This window comes from Pontibacillus halophilus JSM 076056 = DSM 19796 (assembly GCF_000425205.1).
GTDB lineage: Bacteria > Bacillota > Bacilli > Bacillales > BH030062 > Pontibacillus_A > Pontibacillus_A halophilus.
In genome coordinates this window covers 96,694-113,251 of record NZ_AULI01000002.1, presented here as the reverse complement: position 1 = coordinate 113,251, position 16,558 = coordinate 96,694, and the positions used below count along the sequence as shown (strand labels likewise).

Sequence of the window (16,558 nt, the reverse complement as noted above, 5' to 3'; positions counted from 1 at the left end):
AATATGGAAGAAAGAGGTAAGCATCCTAGTAAGCCGCACCCATCAGCTACGCAGCCCATGCGATCTCGATCATTCTTTTCATTATCATGGGACTTGCAATCGTCCATACGTTCAACACACCCCTTTGAAATCTGAAAATTCTTTACAAAGTGTAGCATAGAGGGTACCATCAGTTCCATAGCAAATGTTGAAAGGGATGTGTAGATATGAAGGAATTTCAACCATCAAGTAAAGTAAGACGTTTACCAGAACAGTTCTTTGCAAGACTTGAGAAGCAAGCGAAAGATTTACATGCTACGACCGAAAGCGTAATAAACTTAGGCCAAGGAAACCCAGATCAACCAACACCTGAACATATTGTTGAAGCTCTACAAAAAGGGGCTGAGGACCCAATCAATCATAAATACGCACCATTCACGGGATTTCAGTATTTGAAGGAAGCTGTGGCGACGTTTTATAAGCGGGAATATGATGTTACATTGGACCCAACTGAAGAGGTTGCTATTCTATTTGGTGGTAAGACTGGATTAGTGGAGGTATGTGAGTGCTTTCTAGATGAGGGAGACCTTGCGCTTGTACCAGACCCAGGGTACCCTGATTATTTATCTGGAGTTGCTCTAGCAGGGGCTTCCATGCACAGAATGCCTTTAAAACACGAAAACGATTATCTTCCTGACTATAGGGCTATTAGCAATGAAACGTTCGAAAAGGCGAAATTAATGTTATTAAATTACCCAAACAACCCTACTGCTGGTATAGCGACTCCTAAGTTCTTCGAAGAAACCGTCGCCTTGGCAGAACAGCATGATGTATGTGTCGTTCATGACTTTGCGTATGGAGCAATCGGATTTGATGGAGAGAAACCAATAAGCTTTCTACAAACAGAAGGTTCCAAAAATGTAGGGGTCGAAATTTATACGATGTCTAAAACCTATAACATGGCAGGGTGGAGAATTGCGTTTGCGGTTGGGAACCGAAGTGTCGTACATGCCATTGAGACCTTCCAGAACCATTACTACTGCAGTATTTTCGGTGCAATTCAGGAAGCAGCTGCAGCTGCCTTAACAGGGCCGCAGGATGTGGTTCAACAATGTGTTGAACTTTATGAAGAGAGAAGAGACGTACTTGTTCAAGAATTACATAGGATTGGGTGTCCTATTCATCCATCCAAAGGTTCATTCTTCGCATGGATGCCAGTGCCAGAAGGCTTCACTTCTGAAGGGTTTGCAACTGAACTGATGGAGAAGTGTTCCGTCATCGTAGCTCCTGGTAACGGGTTTGGTGAAGCGGGAGAAGGCTTTGTCCGAATCGGGCTCCTAGAGTCTACAGAACGCATTAAAGAAGCAGTGAATCGGATTGCGCAATTAAATGTGTATGGGAATAAAGTTAGTTCTAATTAAAACTTAGTAGCAACTCCGAGCAAAAAGTAAAACTAAAGCAATAAAACAAAATACCACTACAAGTGAAACATAAAATCGGGTATACTAGAAGTAATAAAAAAACCGCTGGTGATGCAACACCAACGGCCCCAATAGTCGGTCTCTTAAAGAGGTCGGCACACAAATAGACGTAACTATAATCCACCGTGAGCCGCTAACTCAAGGGTGGATTATTTGTCGTTATGAGACAAAATGGAGACGATCAATCCTGCGAACGCGATGGCGAACATTAAGGATTCGAAAACCGTCAAAGGCATCACCCCCTTCCTCGGGGTGTAATGCCGACCACCCTTGAGATGACCGAGCTATTGTCTTCTTATTATACCAACATTTCTCATATTTCAAATCATTACTTTTTCCTATGACTTGTTATTTCATTGTCTAAATTCCTACCCATTAACGCATTAACTTGTTAAAATGAATGAAAGATCCTATGAATGGAGGCGGCTTATGAGTAAACTAGCGCTATTCGATGTAGATGGTGTACTGCTTAGTGAGGAACGTTATTTTGATGCTTCCGCTTTAACGGTGTGGGAATTACTAAATAGTGATCAGTACATAAGTGTGGCACCAAAGAGCTTTACGACTGACTTAAATGAAGAGGAGACAAAATCCCTTCGTAATAAGGTATTCCAAGAAGATAAGGTACTTAAATTTATTAAGTCAAGAGGGATCAACGCGAATTGGGATATGGTCTATCTTACGTTTTCGTATCAACTCATTCGAATTTTACATCAATTAAAGCCGTACAAAGAGAGTGAAATTAAGGAGCTGTTAACGAGTCAATTGACTCGTGACTCAATTAAGCTTATAGGCAGCTGGGTGAAGCAACACGAAGTAAAACTTAACTACGAGGACTTTGTATCAGACTTTGAAGAAAGCGACGCATTGAAACAAGAGCTTCTCGGGGAGTTAAATCGTGTTGCATCGCGTTATTTGAATATCTCGACACAGAGCTTCTCTCGTAACAGCGACTTATGGGACTACTGTAGAGAAACATTTCAAGAATGGTACGTAGGGGACGCACAAATCTCGCGTTCGATTGGAAGAGAGACCAATCAAGAAGGAAAGACAGGATTTATGCATGTGGAAGTTCCTTTGGCCCCAGTAGAAGAATTGAAGAATTTATTTGAACGAGCTTCAAATGGTGGATGGATTGTAGGTGTTGGTACAGGACGACCGTATTTAGAGACGGTTGAACCGCTTAAGTCGATAGGACTCCTCCCTTATATAAACGAGAATCATATTGCGACAGCAACCGATGTGCTGAAGGCCGAAGAACAGTACCCAGAGCTGGCTCCACTTGCGAAACCCGAGCCTTATACGTACATCTACGCGTGGCAAGGGAGAGGAGCTAACCCTGATGACCTCATTCACATCGAACATCCCATACAAACGGATGATACCATTGTCATTATTGGTGATTCTTTGGCTGATGGACTTGCGGCTCAAACGATGGGAGTAACGTTTGCTGCCGTATTAACAGGATTGTCTGGGAAGGATGCTAGAGCTGATTTCGAACATCACAATGAACCGCACATCTACAATGGCGTATTGGATGTACAAGAATTATTAACGTGACTGAATGCCCTCTTCATAAGAGGGCTTTTTTACGGTTGTATATATTGCGCTTATAGTCGGTTTATTGATAAAGTAAGAAGACTGATGTACAGGACTTTTTACATATTTTCAATAGGTTTTTATAAGAACCTCATGATTTTTATGAATATAATAAGGTACAATAGGTAATGGAAAAGGAGGAAGTAGCTTTGAATACCACAGAAGTAGTGCAAGTCTTAAGAGAACTTGTACGTGCTGAGAGCATTAAGAAAGATGAACCTCTTTCTTCTTATACATTTACGAGAACAGGTGGGTGTGCGGATATCTTCGTTATGCCTCAATCCTATGAAGATATTGGGGAAGTGGTGAAGTATGCAAATGAGCATAACATTCCAATTACCTTACTTGGAAACGGATCCAATGTCATCGTACGAGATGGGGGAATCCGAGGTATCACCATCCACATGGGACGACTAAAACAAATCTACTTAAAAGATGACCATACGCTTGTTGCAGAGAGCGGTGCTCGTATTATCGATGCATCTCGTTTCGCCCTTAAGCATACATTAACTGGGCTAGAGTTTGCGTGCGGAATACCTGGAACAGTAGGTGGAGCGCTCTATATGAACGCGGGTGCTTATGGCGGTGAAGTATCAGATGTGTTGCAAAGTGCAATTGTCGTAACAAGAGATGGGGAAGTTAAATCCATTCCTGCTTCTGAGTTAGAACTAGACTACCGTCATAGTGCAGTAGCTGAGAAGGGATACATTGTCGTTGAGGCTACGTTTGTCTTAAAGACAGGTACTCATGAGGAGATTAAATCCATCATGGACGATTTAACGTATAAGCGTGAATCAAAGCAACCTTTAGAATTCCCCTCATGCGGCAGTGTTTTCAAACGCCCTCCTGGTTATTTCGCAGGGAAACTCATTCAAGATAGCGACCTGCAAGGGACACAAATTGGCGGCGTACAAGTATCAAAGAAACATGCTGGCTTTATGGTCAACATTGACAAGGGGACAGCAAGCGATTATATCGCCTTAATTAAACATGTCCAACAGACTGTGTTTAACAAATTTGGTGTAGAATTAGAAACAGAAGTGAAGATCATTGGTGAAGAAGAGCCTGGTCAACTCACAACGTAACGAACAAAAACTCTGTAAACACACATTACCGTTTAAAATGTGCGTTTACAGGGTTTTTTTAGCCTTTCAAAGATAAATGAGAAGGGAAGAAGCGTTCGATTTGTAGTCTACCATCAAATACAAGAGGACTGCTTGTACATACGATACGGCATAAGAAAGGGATACCTTAATTGGTATCCCTTTCTTGTCATGCTCTATACAGATGTGCGTTCAGTTTGCGCACCAAGGTCAGTTGCGAATGATACGAGTGTTTGATTAATTAATCGGATGTAGTAGAAGTGATGATACGAATCGGTTAGCTTTCGTTCATTGTTCTCATAATCATTGAAATAGGCCATATGAGAAGGCAACACCTCAACATCCCATACTACTGCATGACTCCGTTCATCCTTTAACAGTAATTGAATGGTGTCAATATTATCGTTTATATACTCATTCAACTGATCGATGACGGCTTGTAATTGGTCATCAATTTCGGCGGTTGGAGTAAGCAGGTGTTTAGCGTAGTAATTTAGTGTCGCAATTCGAGTAATCCAGCCTTCAATACGAGTGCGTGTAGTAGCACCTGGAGTTTTACGCATAGATTCAGCATCTGTCCGTAATTGACTTAATGTCTCATCCATCTCAAACGTCTTTTCAGTAAGGTCCAATGGTTCAGGATCCCCTTTTAACTGTTGCAATGTTCCATTCAGAAGCTTGTTAAGATGTGAGAAGTAATCGAGAGTGGTTTCTGATACTTTCTCTTGTGTTTTCTTAGGTAAGATGTAAGCGGCAGCTGCTAGAGCTAACGCCGCTCCGACGATTGTGTCTACGACTCGTGCTCCTAGAACTCCCCATGTGATTCCGCCCAATAGCAAATCATAAAGCATGGCAACCATCATCGTTATCCAAAACATCATGAATGAATAAGAAATTGGAAGAAAGTAAAACGCCATAAAGATACAAAGGAAGATTAATCCAATTTCTACGTAGGTGTGACCATATACAAATTGGGCAATGACGAATCCAATAATTGCTCCAAAAACTGTGCCGATTGTACGTTCGACCGCTTTTAAGAAAGTTCTCCCGACTGTGTCTGTCCCCATGAAGATAATAAACGCGGTCAGTAAGATCCAATATTGCTGACTCGGAGTGAGTATATAGCCAAGTACGATTGAAACGCTCCCTGCAGCTACAGCTTGGATTGCTTTTTTAGTAGTTGGCTCCATTCTTGAATCTTTACCCTCTTGGTCATCTTCCTCCTCTGCAGAAGTATCCTCTTCCATATTATCTCTATCTTTCACTTCTATAGCTTGTGTACGAAGGGCTTGTAGCGTTCTTACATTCGCAAATACATGCTCACACATGGTAATCAGTCGGTTAAAGAGAAAGAAGGTTTCTGAATCTAACTGTGTTTCTATTGTAAGTTGTTTAAATTCTTCCAATCGGCGTTCAGCCGCTTGAATTTGTTGCTCACTATCGATGTGCCGCAACGCCCTAATATCCCGAATGGCTTGGAGTAACGTTGCTGTTGTTCTTTGTAAAGACTCGTTCTGGAATGCGCCGTCTTTCAATAAATCATCCATTGTTGGAAGGAGGGTTTCAATCAGCATCGATGCATCAAACAAATAGATACGAAGCTGTTCTTTCGTTACCCCTGGCCATATTTCCTCTGGATGCACATTAGAAAGCTGTGAGGATACTTTCTGCGCATACTCGTTTAAACGTTCTGCATTGTAATCAAGCTCTCGTTTTAAAGCTTTACGTTGCCTTTCTTGGTCACTCGAACTAACGTAACTTCCTATTAAATTAAAGAGAAGGTTAATTTGAACATGGAAAGAACGTAGACTCCTTTTTAATGTAACGTTCGGTTGGTCACGAATAATAATGAAGTTGTATAGATAGGCAAAGCCTATCCCAACCAGAATACTCAAATAGAACCACGGGACATCTTGAAAGGGCACCCCGAGTATGGAAGAGAAATAGATTGAAATGAACGAAACCATACTAATTGAGAAGTAACGAGACCCAAATTTAGAGAAGTAAAACGCTGAAAAAATTGGGATTAGGATTACGACATCTGATGCATGTGGGTACTGTGACAAGAAAGCTCCTGCTGTAATTGAAATGGCAGCAGAGATTGGCAATAGAGCTGTAGTCACTTGTTTCTTGAAACGGGTATCATCAAACACAACTAGTACACCCAAGAGTCCCATTGCACCTGCAAAGATTGATACCGTTAAGCTTCCTTGGTCGAGAAGAGCTAATAGCGCACTTACGAAAAAGACGGAAGTCATTACGCTTAGCGTTGCCTTTGTTGTAGTAATTAGACGGGTAAGGCCCGGATCTGAGGCCGTGAGCCTTGCCCGCATATGTTGAATACGGTTAAGTACGATTTGATAAGTTGTCATAGCTTTATGATAAAACATTTGAGCGATTGTAGCCACTTTCCTGCAACGATTTATCATATTCAGTTTCCTTCGACAAAGCAGAACTATTAAAATATTCGAAACCCCTGCTCAACGTAAATGGAGCAGGGGTTTCTGAATTAGCAATATTGGTTATATGCACGGGTTAAGTTGGAGACGATTTCTTCTACCTCATGGTCCTCAATATCTTCGCGAGGGATGAAATGAACAACCTTGCCATCTTTAAGCAATGCCATAGAAGGAGAAGAGGGTTCCAAATCACCGAAATGGTCTCTCATTTGTTCAGTCGCTTCACGGTCTTGACCGGCAAATACCGTGACGAGCGTTTCAGGAGTCTTGTCATTTGATAATGAAGCTTTCGCTGCTGGTCGAGCTAACCCTGCAGCACATCCACAAACGGAGTTGACAACAACAAGAGTCGTTCCTTCAGTTGCTTCAATAAATTCATTTACCTGTTCTGGCGTAATCAACTCTTTAAATCCTGCATGTGTAAGCTCATCTCTCATAGGTTGAGCAATTTCTCTCATATATTCTACGTATGGGTTCATATCCATTCTCCTTTACTTTCCATCATTTTGAGTAGCCTGAGTCATTTGATTCCATACCGAACCTTTTGCCTCTTCGCCGCCTTCAATACGGCGTAATGCCATTTTAGCTTGCATGCGTACTTCAAATTCTGAATCAAAGACCGCTTCTTGTAAAGCAGGAACCGCTGAATCATCGCCAACTTCGTAAAGAAACATAGCCGCTCTCCATCGAACAAGTTTGTTCTTATCTTTAAGTGCTTCTGTCATGGCTGGGATTGCTTCTCGGAATCCTAAGTCAGAGAACGTGTCTCCTGCTGTTCTTCGTACCGTTACGGACGGGTCTTGTAATGCTTTGTAAAGATAGGGTAACACTGCTTTGTCCTCAATCATCCCAAGGAGAACAGTTGCTAAGCGTCTAACTGATGCCTTCTCATCTTCTAATGCTTTCTCGAGTACTTTGAAATCATCCGTAGTTGGATTCATTCGATCGAGAGCTGCATAACGTTCTTTCCAATCTTCTTGCTCCAGCATTTCTAATGTAACGGTGTGATAGGTTCTGTGTGTCTCGGTGGTTGTGGAAGAAGACTCTTCATTCAATGCATTTTGCAGTAAATGTTGTAACCGTTCTTCCTTGTAGGTGGCAATCAGTTCTTCCCGAACGTCGTGACCAATATCGCTTAGCTCGCCATAACGAGGGGAATGTTCCACCCATTGGCGTTCTTTAACAATATTATCGGATGCTTTACTTGCCTCCATTGCCGTATTCATAAATTCTGCTGGCAATGCAATTCGCTCTTCTGTCTCACCTTCAATGAGCTTAATCTGCATCGGAATTCCACGAAACATTTGAATCTGAACTTGAACTTCGCCTAATGCAGTGTCCTGTTGAGGAGCGGCTTGATGGTTCGCTGACTGTTCGTTCGATTCTTCTCCAAATACCGCTCTTGCTTTCGGGAGAATCTCTTCCCATTGGTATTTAGGATGCCGGTCTAACGCAATGAAATCAGCCACTTGGTACAAGCTCTTTACGCCTTCAATATGTAACAACTCTTTCACATATAGAGGAGCTTTCGTAAGGTCATCCTCTTTCTTAAAGTTATGAGTCTTACCCATTTCAAGGGATTCACTTAGGTTGATCTTCATTGAGTTAGGGCTCGGCGTTGGTTCTATTGATGTAATATGCATGACGAAACCCCTTTCTACTTATCGTGTAATCAGTTTAACAAACTTCTAACCTTGTATCCATGAAAGGACCCGTTACTTCTAAATTCTACTAATACGGTATGAAGAACTACGAACATATGTTAGTATATAAATAGCCTCATTAGCCGGGGACTCAAAGGATAGTTGAGGCTACTTCGGAAAGAGTTATCCTTAATTTCAATTAAGTTAGAAGGCAAAAGAATGACATTTCGCGTAATAGGAATGTACCTTGCCGATGTGAAAATACAGTTTTCCGTGAATAGAAAAGAACAATACTTTACGAATCGCACAGATGCTGAGGCGTTTCGAGAACAAATTATTAAAGAAGATATATTACCGCAGTATTATGAGTTAGAAATTGAAACTCTGCCAGCACATGCAGAATAAACGATAGAAGTGAAAAGCCTGAAGCAGTAGCTTCAGGCTTTTCTTATTATGAAAGCTGGATTTCCTTTATTGATCGAATATGCTCCATAGCCTCCAATTGATCACGTACCTGTTTAGGAAGTGGTTTATCTACTGTAATCATCATAATGGCATCCCCGCCTCTGTCTTTCCGTCCAACTTGCATCGTAGCAATATTAATATCTTGTTCACCAAGTGCCGTTCCTACATGTCCAATCATGCCTTTTGTATCAAGGTGTTGGATGTAGAGAAGGTGGTCTGTAGGTGCTACGTCTATGGAGTAATCATCAATTTTAATAATTCTTGGCCCATAACCGCTAAGCAGCGTGCCAGATAGTGTTCTGGTTTCGTTTTTCGTTTCAATTCGGACAGAGATTAAGTTTGTGAAATCTAGAGAAGAGCTTGAGTATTCTACTGAGTAAGACAAGTCATAAGACTTTGCCATATAGGTGGCATTTACCACGTTGACTTTGCTGCCAAGATGATAACGTAGAAGCCCTTTAAGGATTGTTCTTGTAAGTGACTCTGTCTCATAGTCGGTTAATTCACCTGCATAGGTAAGCGTAACTTTATGAGGAGGTTCTTGAATGAGCTGGATAGCCATTTCTCCAATCTTCTCTCCAAGTAAGTAATAAGGCTCTAGCGCTTTCCTTACATCTGCTGGCACTTGGGGCATATTTACCGCGTTCTTAAAGGATTCGTTATTTAAGATGTGTAGAATTTCTTCGCTGACGTCTTTAGCCACATACGTCTGTGCTTCTTCTGTCGATGCGCCTAAATGTGGAGTGGCGATAACTTGTGAACGCTTAAGCAAAGGATGCCGCTCAGGAGGTTCTTGTTCAAATACATCAATGGCAGCACCTGCTACAATCCCTCTATCAATAGCTTCCACTAAAGCATCTTCATCAATAATCCCGCCGCGAGCACAATTAATCAATCGAACCCCTTGTTTCATTTGTTGAAAGGCTTCCAGGTCGATAAGATGGTGCGTTTCTTTCGTTAGAGGAGTATGGACGGTAATATAATCCGCTTCTTTATAGATATCTTGTAATGAACCCTTTCTAACTCCTATTTTCTCTGCACGTTCTTCGGTTAGAAATGGGTCATAACTAATAATATCCATATTAAAGGCCTTTGCTCGTTTAGATACTTCTGTTCCTATCCTCCCCATTCCTACGATTCCTAGTGTCTTACGATTTAGCTCTACACCCTTAAATGACTTTCGATCCCAATTGCCTTCTACAGTTGATTTATAGGCTTGTGGGATATGTCTTGATAATGACATTAACATTGCAAATGTATGCTCAGCAGTAGACATCGTGTTCCCATCTGGAGCGTTAACGACGATAATTCCTTTTTCCGTTGCGGCGTCTAAATCGATGTTGTCAACACCAACACCGGCTCGACCAATGACTTTCAATTGACTACCAGCTTCTATAATTTCCTTTGTCACCTTTGTTTGGCTTCGTACAATGAGGGCATCGTACTTTCCAATTACTCCAAGCAAATCAGCCGGGGAAAGGTTGGTCTGAACATCAACGGAAAGGTCTGTTCGGTTCGTCAAAGCAGCAATCCCTTCAGCACTTATAGGGTCACTTACTAGTATATTATGCATGTTGAACATACACCTCCTGAGCAGCTTTCACAGATTGACCGAACTGGACCGGATAACCTAAGTCATACAATCCAAGTTCCAATAAAGTTAGAGTCGTTAACACATCTGTAGGGGAGCAGTATCCCATGTGACCAATGCGCAATATCTTTCCCTTCAATTGTTTCTGTCCACCAGCTAATGAAAGTCCGTATTTCTTCTGGACATGTTTACGAAGTTCATCTGTGTTCACTTGTTCAGTACCTAAAACGGCTGTAACAGTAGGGGAGGCGTCTTTTTCGTTCGTTAATAGAGGAAGGCCTAGCGCTTCGATCCCAGCTCTTGTCATGTTCTTCATAAGTTCGTGACGTTTGAACACGTTCTCCAATCCTTCCTGATCAAGAAGATTGCACACTTCCTGTAACCCGTAAATTAGAGACACAGCTGGAGTGAAAGGTGTCATGCCGTTCTCATACTGTTTCTCATAAGCAGACAAATCGAAATAAAAAGTAAGGGAATCGATTTCAGAAGCTTTGGAACGAGCACGCTCACTAAACGCAATTAACGAAAGTCCTGGCGGAAGCATCATGGCTTTTTGAGAACCTGTAACAAGAACATCAATGCCCCACTCATCCATTTGAGTTGGCACACCGCCAATACAGCTAACGCCATCTACTAGTACAAGTGCATTACTGTGCTCTTTCACGATTTTAGTTAACTTCTCTACAGGTTGAAGCACACCTGTAGACGTTTCACAATAAGTGAATACGACAGCAGCTACGTTAGAATGCGTGTCTAATGCTTGTAACAACGCTTCTTCCTTCACAGACTCTCCAAAGGGAACTTCTAAGCGTTCTACATCATAAGGATAACGTTCACAAATAGAAGCAAAGCGGTCACCAAATGCTCCTGCCACTACAACAAGAACTTTCTCACCATGGCTAACCGTATTCGTAACAGCAGACTCTAGTGCTCCTGTTCCACTTGATGTCAGTACATGAACCGGTTGTTCCGTCCCGAATATTGGCTTTAATCGAGGCGCAACCTCGTTAAATAGATCTGAAAAATGGGAACTGCGATGGCCAATCATTGGCTGATTCATGGCATGCTTTACGGTTTCGGGGATTGGGGTAGGGCCTGGAGTTCGTAAATGATGTTCGTTTGGTAACATTCTTATTCCTCCTTTGTTCGATTCAGAAGGGGAGCGTACAAAAAACGCCCCTCGCCATGAATCATCATAGCGAGGGGCGTTTGAACGCGGTACCACCCTCATTGTGCGCCATCTATGGCGCTCTTTACGGATAACGGACGCGGACCGGGTCAACCTACTAACATTCAGCGACCAGTTTAGAAGTGCTCAACTCAAGCTTGGTCTACCGATTCTCACCACCCATCGGCTCTCTGCAAGTACCAACGCTTAAATTTCTCTTCGTCATAACCGTTTGAATATTTCAAAAATAGTTTAGCACGATAATGCGTTTATGTAAATAAAGAAGTTGAATGAATGGATGTTTATTATAACTTTATTATGTAAACTAGAATAAATTAACAAATCATTTTTGTTCGAGTAATATATATATTACATAATGTAAATTATATATGTCTCAGTTGGTGATAATATGAATAATCGAATGAGAATCGCTAGAGTAGAGAAAAATTTAACCCAAGCTCAATTGGGTAAGAGGGTTGGAGCAACAAGACAGACCATCGGACTTATTGAGAAAGGCAGCTATAATCCAAGCCTTCAATTATGTATTGCAATTGCCAAATCTTTAGACCGAACGTTAGATCAATTATTTTGGGAGGGGTAAGGGATGGAAAGAACATGGTTGTCTGTTCTGTTGTCGAATGACGAACGAAAGAGAAGTTTGTTTCTTACAATTTTAGCTGAGGCGGGGGTACTAAGTTTTGTAACGAGTATCGGGCTTATGTTGGTACTGGGTGAGAGCGAGTATCTTGGTTCTGTACAGAAAGTAAGCATCATTGTATTTATGAGTTATGGATTACTTCGGTACACACTCTCTGGAATGGAACATCATGATGTGTATACAAAATCGCAACTGAACAAAAAAGCAACGTTCTTTGCCGTGCAGGCACTCGTAACAAGTGTCTTATTTTATTTGGCAACTGTCTTTCTTTCCTCTTCGCCTCACGAAGAACACCTTATCGTCTATAGTTTATTGCTCGGGATAGGGGTCTTTCTTGCTCAGTGGGTATCGCTCTATTTCTCTTATAGAAAGAATAAAGACTTATAAAGGTGAGCCCGCATTGAGTTGCGGGCTCTATTTGTTTTCTGTAATTATATTATGTAAACATCGTTCGTTAACAATTAGTTTTAAATTAAAAACGTTAAAAATTAGTTTATCTCCCATACCCTGAGGGAACTGCTGACCATAGAGGAATACATTACATATTCCAACTTCGGTGTACATTCCGAGGCGATTATATGGAGAAGGAGAGAGATGTAAATGAACGAAGAAAACAAACAAAATCGCAAACTCACAACGAATCAAGGAGTGCCGATCTCAGATAACCAAAACTCTCGTACTGCTGGTCCAAACGGTCCGACGTTATTAGAAGATTATCAGCTACTTGAAAAGATTGCTCACTTCGACCGCGAACGTATTCCTGAACGTGTCGTACATGCTCGTGGTATGGGGGCACACGGTGTTTTCAAAACAAAGAATAGCATGAAAAAATATACGACTGCAGATTTCCTATCAGAAGAAGGGAAAGAAACGCCTTTATTCGCGCGTTTCTCAACTGTTATTCACGGGAAACACTCGCCTGAGACTGCGCGAGACCCACGTGGGTTCTCTGTTAAATTTTATACAGAAGAAGGGAACTATGATTTCGTAGGGAACACGTTGCCTGTATTCTTTATTAGAGATGCGATTAAATTCCCAGACGTCATTCATTCCTTGAAGCCAGACCCTGTTACGAACGTGCAAGACCCTGCTCGCTATTGGGATTTCATGTCCCTGTCTCCAGAAAGCACAAACATGATGCTTCATTTGTTTACAGATGAAGGGATTCCAGCAAACTACCGTCAGATGCGTGGTTCAAGCGTGCATGCCTTCAAATGGTATAACGAAAATAATGAAATTTTCTACGTGAAACAACGCTGGCAACCGAAAGAAGGCATAAAGAACCTATCCATGGATGAAGCTCAAAAAGTACAAGGGGAAAGCTTTAACCATGCAACCGTTGATTTATACAATGCCATCGAAAAGGGAGAGTACCCAGAGTGGGACCTTTACATTCAGGTGTTACGTCCTGAAGAACTTGATTCCTTTGACTTTAACCCTCTAGATGCTACGAAAGATTGGTTGGAGGAGGATGTACCTTGGGAACACGTTGGAACGATGACTCTAAATCGTAACGTGGATAACTTCTTTGAAGAGACGGAGCAAGTTAGTTTCAATCCAGGCGTACTCGTTCCGGGTATGATGCCTTCAGAGGATAAGATGTTACAAGGGCGTTTATTCTCTTATTCTGATACTCAGCGCCACCGCGTCGGGCCAAACTATTTGAATCTGCCAATCAATAAACCTAAAGTTGAAGTGAATAACTACCAACAAGAAGGGTTTATGAACTCGAACTCTGGCATTCGTCACGTTAACTATGAACCGAATAGCGGACAAGGCGAACCAGGAGAGGCTAAAGGTTATCAAAACCCATCTTACCCAATCGAAGGGGAAGCGGACCGTCAGCTGATTGATAAGGTTAATCACTATGGTCAGGCTGGTCGTATTTATCGTAGCTTTAGTCAGGACCAGAAAGATCAGTTATTCCGGAACTTAATGGGTGATTTTGATGGGATTGAAGACCGCAATATCGTAGGTCGCGCTATTGCAAACTTCTATTATGCAGATGAAGAGCTTGGTAAACAACTTGCCGAGAAAGCCAACATTGACCTCGAACAATTCGTAGGCCAATCTGTTCAATAATAAGTTTTAATCCACCTCATTGAGGTGGATTATTTACTATAATTATATTATGTAAACAAATTACTAAGCGGACCTTACACGAGGTCCGCTTATTTTATTGCGCGTCATTTCATGAATTGTCCACCGATCTTAACCGCAGCATGTTCAGAGAATTTACGCGTACGCCTTAGATACTGGTCCGTTGTCTGTGAGGAATCGTGATCCAACAAGTCTTGAATTGCCTTTAAATCCGCGCCCTTCGAAAGGTAATAAGCAGCTGTATAGTGGCGGCAGGTATGAGGGGTGATCCGATACTTGATTGGCTTTCCTTCTTGTCTTGTTGCTTCTTCTAACTGGATTCGCTTCGCAATAAAAGAGAAGGTATCCTTCAACTGATACATGTTCTTTGAGAATTCGTTAGACAAGTATTTAAAGTGATAATGAGCACCGTTTGGCTTAGGGAATAATGCAGATTCCGTGTCCTTTGACAAGTCTAATGACAACCCGCGTCGGTTGCGGAATTCTCGTATAACCTGAAACACTTCCTCAAATAACGGAACCTCCCGAAGCTTATCCCTCTTCCCAAATACCGTAATAAAATGTAGGTCTACGTCTGGCTGGTAGTAGATGCCTGACCATTTCGCTGATGCTAGTTCTTGTATCCGTAGGCCCGTTGAGACAAGTGTATACAACAATGTGTACATGAAGTAATCGTGCTCTTTGAAGTAGTCGAGCAGCGCCTGAACTTCTTCTTCGTAGAAATCTCGGTTCACAAGAGACTCTTTCTTAACGGCGATTCGCTTCATGCTTGCTGTTAGATCTTCTTCTATAATTCCACGTCGATGAAGGAAGCGAAGAAATGAATGAATGACCGTCGTCTTCCTACGAAGTGTCGTAGGCTTGTAGCCGCGCGCCTCTAGATGCCCTTGATAGGCAGATACTTCTTCATGGTGTAGGGAGCGTACCGACGGGGCGAGGTCTCGAACGAAGAGGAGGAAGTCTCGAATGTCGCGGAAATACTCCTTCAGCGTTGACTCCTTCCGTTTACTGCCAAGTGTCGGCTCGTCATGTAAGTAAATATAAAGCAACCACTCATCCGAAAGACGGTCCCAATCAACATGTCGGAACCCGTGCTGTTGGATTTGTTGGTAAAGTGTCGCGTCATACCAATCGACATCAGTCGGCAAGGTGATGGACGTTGTCGAAAATGTTAATTCCATGTCTATGTACCTCCTGTCACAGTTAGACAAATTAATGACAAACTACTAATCTTCTATTTCCCTATCTTACCATACAGAATGTAAATAAACCTAGAAAAATTCATTATTAGTCTAGATTTGTTTACATATATATAAGATTTGTTGTTACAATAGGGTATATCTTATAATTTTGGAGGTTATATTCTTGTATTTATCAATCGATCAAGTGGCACATCGCTTACATAAAAGTAACAGACAAGTCCGCTATCTTATGGAAAAAGGATGGCTCACTCCTGTAAATCAGCAGCACCCGAAACGTGATGGTGGGTTCCGTTTTCGTGAGGAAGATGTGAAAGAGCTGGAGGAATCACTTACTTTGAAGGGGCTAACTGTGAAGGAAACAGCACAACATCTCAAACTTACACCTGAGTATGTATTAACCCTGATCGGAAAAGGGGAAATTGCGAGCTTCACTCAGACAATTGGGAACCAGAAGAGGAGACTAGTTAAATTGGAAGAAATTGAGCGATATCGAAGCGAGAAAAATAACGACGCTGTGGCGAATCGGATGGGGGAACATGGGCGGAAGATGCAACTAATTTCGCGAGAAGCTCATATTTTTGAAGAGGCTGTTATAAACGGCGTCATGGCGCGGATTGTCGACCTTGCTCCTTTGAGAGCGATGACGGAAACCGGGGAAATAGTAGAACCAGAAGAGTATAAAAGTAATTTAATGGAAAACAACAAACCTTATTTACGAGAAAAAGGTTATGTAAACTTCAGCTTCCCGATGCCTCGACACCCAAACCACCCAACATATCACGCACTATTCAAAATGATTCGACAACTCGGCGCAAAAAATATACAAATTTTCGAACAACAATGGGGCGATTATTTTGTAAAATGTAGGCAGGGATTGTTAGAATTATTGGAAGATGAGTATCGTCTACTTCAGCGCTCGATTATAAGTGGGCAGCTTATACCTGTAACAGGCGGTTACCAGTTGACGAGTGATGAAGTAGAAGTGAAAGTTAACATAACAAGGAATATGTTAACTCAATATGATCAACTTGCACATAAGAAAGGAAAAGAACGGAATGACATCCTATTTGATGCTCTTTCTCATTATTTAGGAGGTCATGCGTAGACAAA

General features: G+C 41.8%; 14 protein-coding genes. 8 read left to right on the top strand and 6 right to left on the bottom strand.

What is annotated here, in order from left to right:
• The first annotated feature begins 206 nt into the window (after positions 1–206).
• The 3 genes from H513_RS0102915 (at position 207) to murB (ending at position 4,144) form a co-directional block, all read left to right on the top strand.
• A complete protein-coding gene (locus H513_RS0102915; protein WP_026799365.1) occupies positions 207–1,400 on the top strand; it encodes a pyridoxal phosphate-dependent aminotransferase in 1,194 nt (397 codons plus the stop codon).
• 489 nt (positions 1,401–1,889) lie between these two features.
• On the top strand, positions 1,890–3,020 hold the full coding sequence (locus H513_RS0102910; protein ID WP_026799364.1) for an HAD family hydrolase: 1,131 nt from the start codon (positions 1,890–1,892) through the stop codon (positions 3,018–3,020).
• Between the two features lie 188 nt (positions 3,021–3,208).
• A complete protein-coding gene (gene murB, locus H513_RS0102905) occupies positions 3,209–4,144 on the top strand; it encodes a UDP-N-acetylmuramate dehydrogenase (RefSeq protein ID WP_026799363.1) in 936 nt (311 codons plus the stop codon).
• A gap of 194 nt (positions 4,145–4,338) precedes the next feature.
• Here the strand turns inward: murB and H513_RS0102900 are convergent, their stop codons facing one another.
• The 3 genes from H513_RS0102900 to H513_RS0102890 all read right to left on the bottom strand — a co-directional run bounded on the left by H513_RS0102900 (position 4,339) and on the right by H513_RS0102890 (position 8,264).
• Complete coding sequence (locus H513_RS0102900; protein ID WP_161625284.1) at positions 4,339–6,534, bottom strand: FUSC family protein; 2,196 nt, start codon at positions 6,532–6,534, stop codon at positions 4,339–4,341.
• A 137-nt stretch (positions 6,535–6,671) separates the two neighbouring features.
• Positions 6,672–7,100 carry a BrxA/BrxB family bacilliredoxin gene (locus H513_RS0102895; protein WP_154655167.1) on the bottom strand — a complete coding sequence of 143 codons (429 nt, stop codon included), beginning with the start codon at positions 7,098–7,100 and terminating at the stop codon, positions 6,672–6,674.
• Between the two features lie 12 nt (positions 7,101–7,112).
• Positions 7,113–8,264 carry a conserved virulence factor C family protein gene (locus tag H513_RS0102890; RefSeq protein ID WP_026799360.1) on the bottom strand — a complete coding sequence of 384 codons (1,152 nt, stop codon included), beginning with the start codon at positions 8,262–8,264 and terminating at the stop codon, positions 7,113–7,115.
• Between the two features lie 219 nt (positions 8,265–8,483).
• Between H513_RS0102890 and H513_RS0102885 the strand changes: the two genes are divergently transcribed.
• Positions 8,484–8,669, top strand: coding sequence for a hypothetical protein (locus tag H513_RS0102885; RefSeq protein WP_026799359.1), 186 nt, complete (start codon positions 8,484–8,486; stop codon positions 8,667–8,669).
• Positions 8,670–8,715: 46 nt separating this feature from the next.
• On the opposite strand, the gene serA is transcribed toward H513_RS0102885, so the two are convergent.
• Positions 8,716–10,302: a phosphoglycerate dehydrogenase gene (gene serA, locus H513_RS0102880; protein ID WP_026799358.1), complete on the bottom strand. Its 1,587-nt coding sequence runs from the start codon at positions 10,300–10,302 to the stop codon at positions 8,716–8,718.
• Entirely contained in the window at positions 10,295–11,449 is a 1,155-nt protein-coding gene (locus tag H513_RS0102875) for a pyridoxal-phosphate-dependent aminotransferase family protein (protein WP_026799357.1), read from the bottom strand. The genes serA and H513_RS0102875 overlap by 8 nt, the downstream gene beginning before the upstream one ends.
• A 448-nt stretch (positions 11,450–11,897) precedes the next feature.
• On the opposite strand from H513_RS0102875, the gene H513_RS21100 reads away from it, so the two are divergent.
• The 3 genes from H513_RS21100 to H513_RS0102865 all read left to right on the top strand — a co-directional run bounded on the left by H513_RS21100 (position 11,898) and on the right by H513_RS0102865 (position 14,228).
• Positions 11,898–12,089 carry a helix-turn-helix transcriptional regulator gene (locus H513_RS21100; protein ID WP_036769890.1) on the top strand — a complete coding sequence of 64 codons (192 nt, stop codon included), beginning with the start codon at positions 11,898–11,900 and terminating at the stop codon, positions 12,087–12,089.
• Positions 12,090–12,092: 3 nt separating this feature from the next.
• Complete coding sequence (locus H513_RS0102870; RefSeq protein ID WP_026799356.1) at positions 12,093–12,533, top strand: hypothetical protein; 441 nt, start codon at positions 12,093–12,095, stop codon at positions 12,531–12,533.
• Positions 12,534–12,746: 213 nt separating this feature from the next.
• On the top strand, positions 12,747–14,228 hold the full coding sequence (locus tag H513_RS0102865) for a catalase (RefSeq protein ID WP_026799355.1): 1,482 nt from the start codon (positions 12,747–12,749) through the stop codon (positions 14,226–14,228).
• Positions 14,229–14,332: 104 nt separating this feature from the next.
• Here H513_RS0102865 and H513_RS0102860 read toward each other — a convergent pair whose 3' ends face one another.
• Entirely contained in the window at positions 14,333–15,427 is a 1,095-nt protein-coding gene (locus tag H513_RS0102860; RefSeq protein WP_026799354.1) for a tyrosine-type recombinase/integrase, read from the bottom strand.
• Between the two features lie 184 nt (positions 15,428–15,611).
• Between H513_RS0102860 and H513_RS0102855 the strand changes: the two genes are divergently transcribed.
• Positions 15,612–16,553 (top strand): MerR family transcriptional regulator, encoded by a 942-nt coding sequence (locus tag H513_RS0102855; RefSeq protein ID WP_026799353.1) that lies wholly within the window; start codon positions 15,612–15,614, stop codon positions 16,551–16,553.
• Positions 16,554–16,558 lie beyond the last annotated feature (5 nt).

What these genes read in the sequence shown, in the direction of transcription:
- H513_RS0102915 (WP_026799365.1), top strand. Translation starts at nt 207, where the DNA reads ATGAAGGAATTTCAACCATCAAGTAAAGTAAGACGTTTACCAGAACAG.
- H513_RS0102910 (WP_026799364.1), top strand. Translation starts at nt 1,890, where the DNA reads ATGAGTAAACTAGCGCTATTCGATGTAGATGGTGTACTGCTTAGTGAG.
- H513_RS0102900 (WP_161625284.1), bottom strand. Translation starts at nt 6,534, where the DNA reads ATGACAACTTATCAAATCGTACTTAACCGTATTCAACATATGCGGGCA.
- H513_RS0102895 (WP_154655167.1), bottom strand. Translation starts at nt 7,100, where the DNA reads ATGAACCCATACGTAGAATATATGAGAGAAATTGCTCAACCTATGAGA.
- H513_RS0102890 (WP_026799360.1), bottom strand. Translation starts at nt 8,264, where the DNA reads ATGCATATTACATCAATAGAACCAACGCCGAGCCCTAACTCAATGAAG.
- H513_RS0102885 (WP_026799359.1), top strand. Translation starts at nt 8,484, where the DNA reads ATGACATTTCGCGTAATAGGAATGTACCTTGCCGATGTGAAAATACAG.
- serA (WP_026799358.1), bottom strand. Translation starts at nt 10,302, where the DNA reads ATGCATAATATACTAGTAAGTGACCCTATAAGTGCTGAAGGGATTGCT.
- H513_RS0102875 (WP_026799357.1), bottom strand. Translation starts at nt 11,449, where the DNA reads ATGTTACCAAACGAACATCATTTACGAACTCCAGGCCCTACCCCAATC.
- H513_RS21100 (WP_036769890.1), top strand. Translation starts at nt 11,898, where the DNA reads ATGAATAATCGAATGAGAATCGCTAGAGTAGAGAAAAATTTAACCCAA.
- H513_RS0102870 (WP_026799356.1), top strand. Translation starts at nt 12,093, where the DNA reads ATGGAAAGAACATGGTTGTCTGTTCTGTTGTCGAATGACGAACGAAAG.
- H513_RS0102865 (WP_026799355.1), top strand. Translation starts at nt 12,747, where the DNA reads ATGAACGAAGAAAACAAACAAAATCGCAAACTCACAACGAATCAAGGA.
- H513_RS0102860 (WP_026799354.1), bottom strand. Translation starts at nt 15,427, where the DNA reads ATGGAATTAACATTTTCGACAACGTCCATCACCTTGCCGACTGATGTC.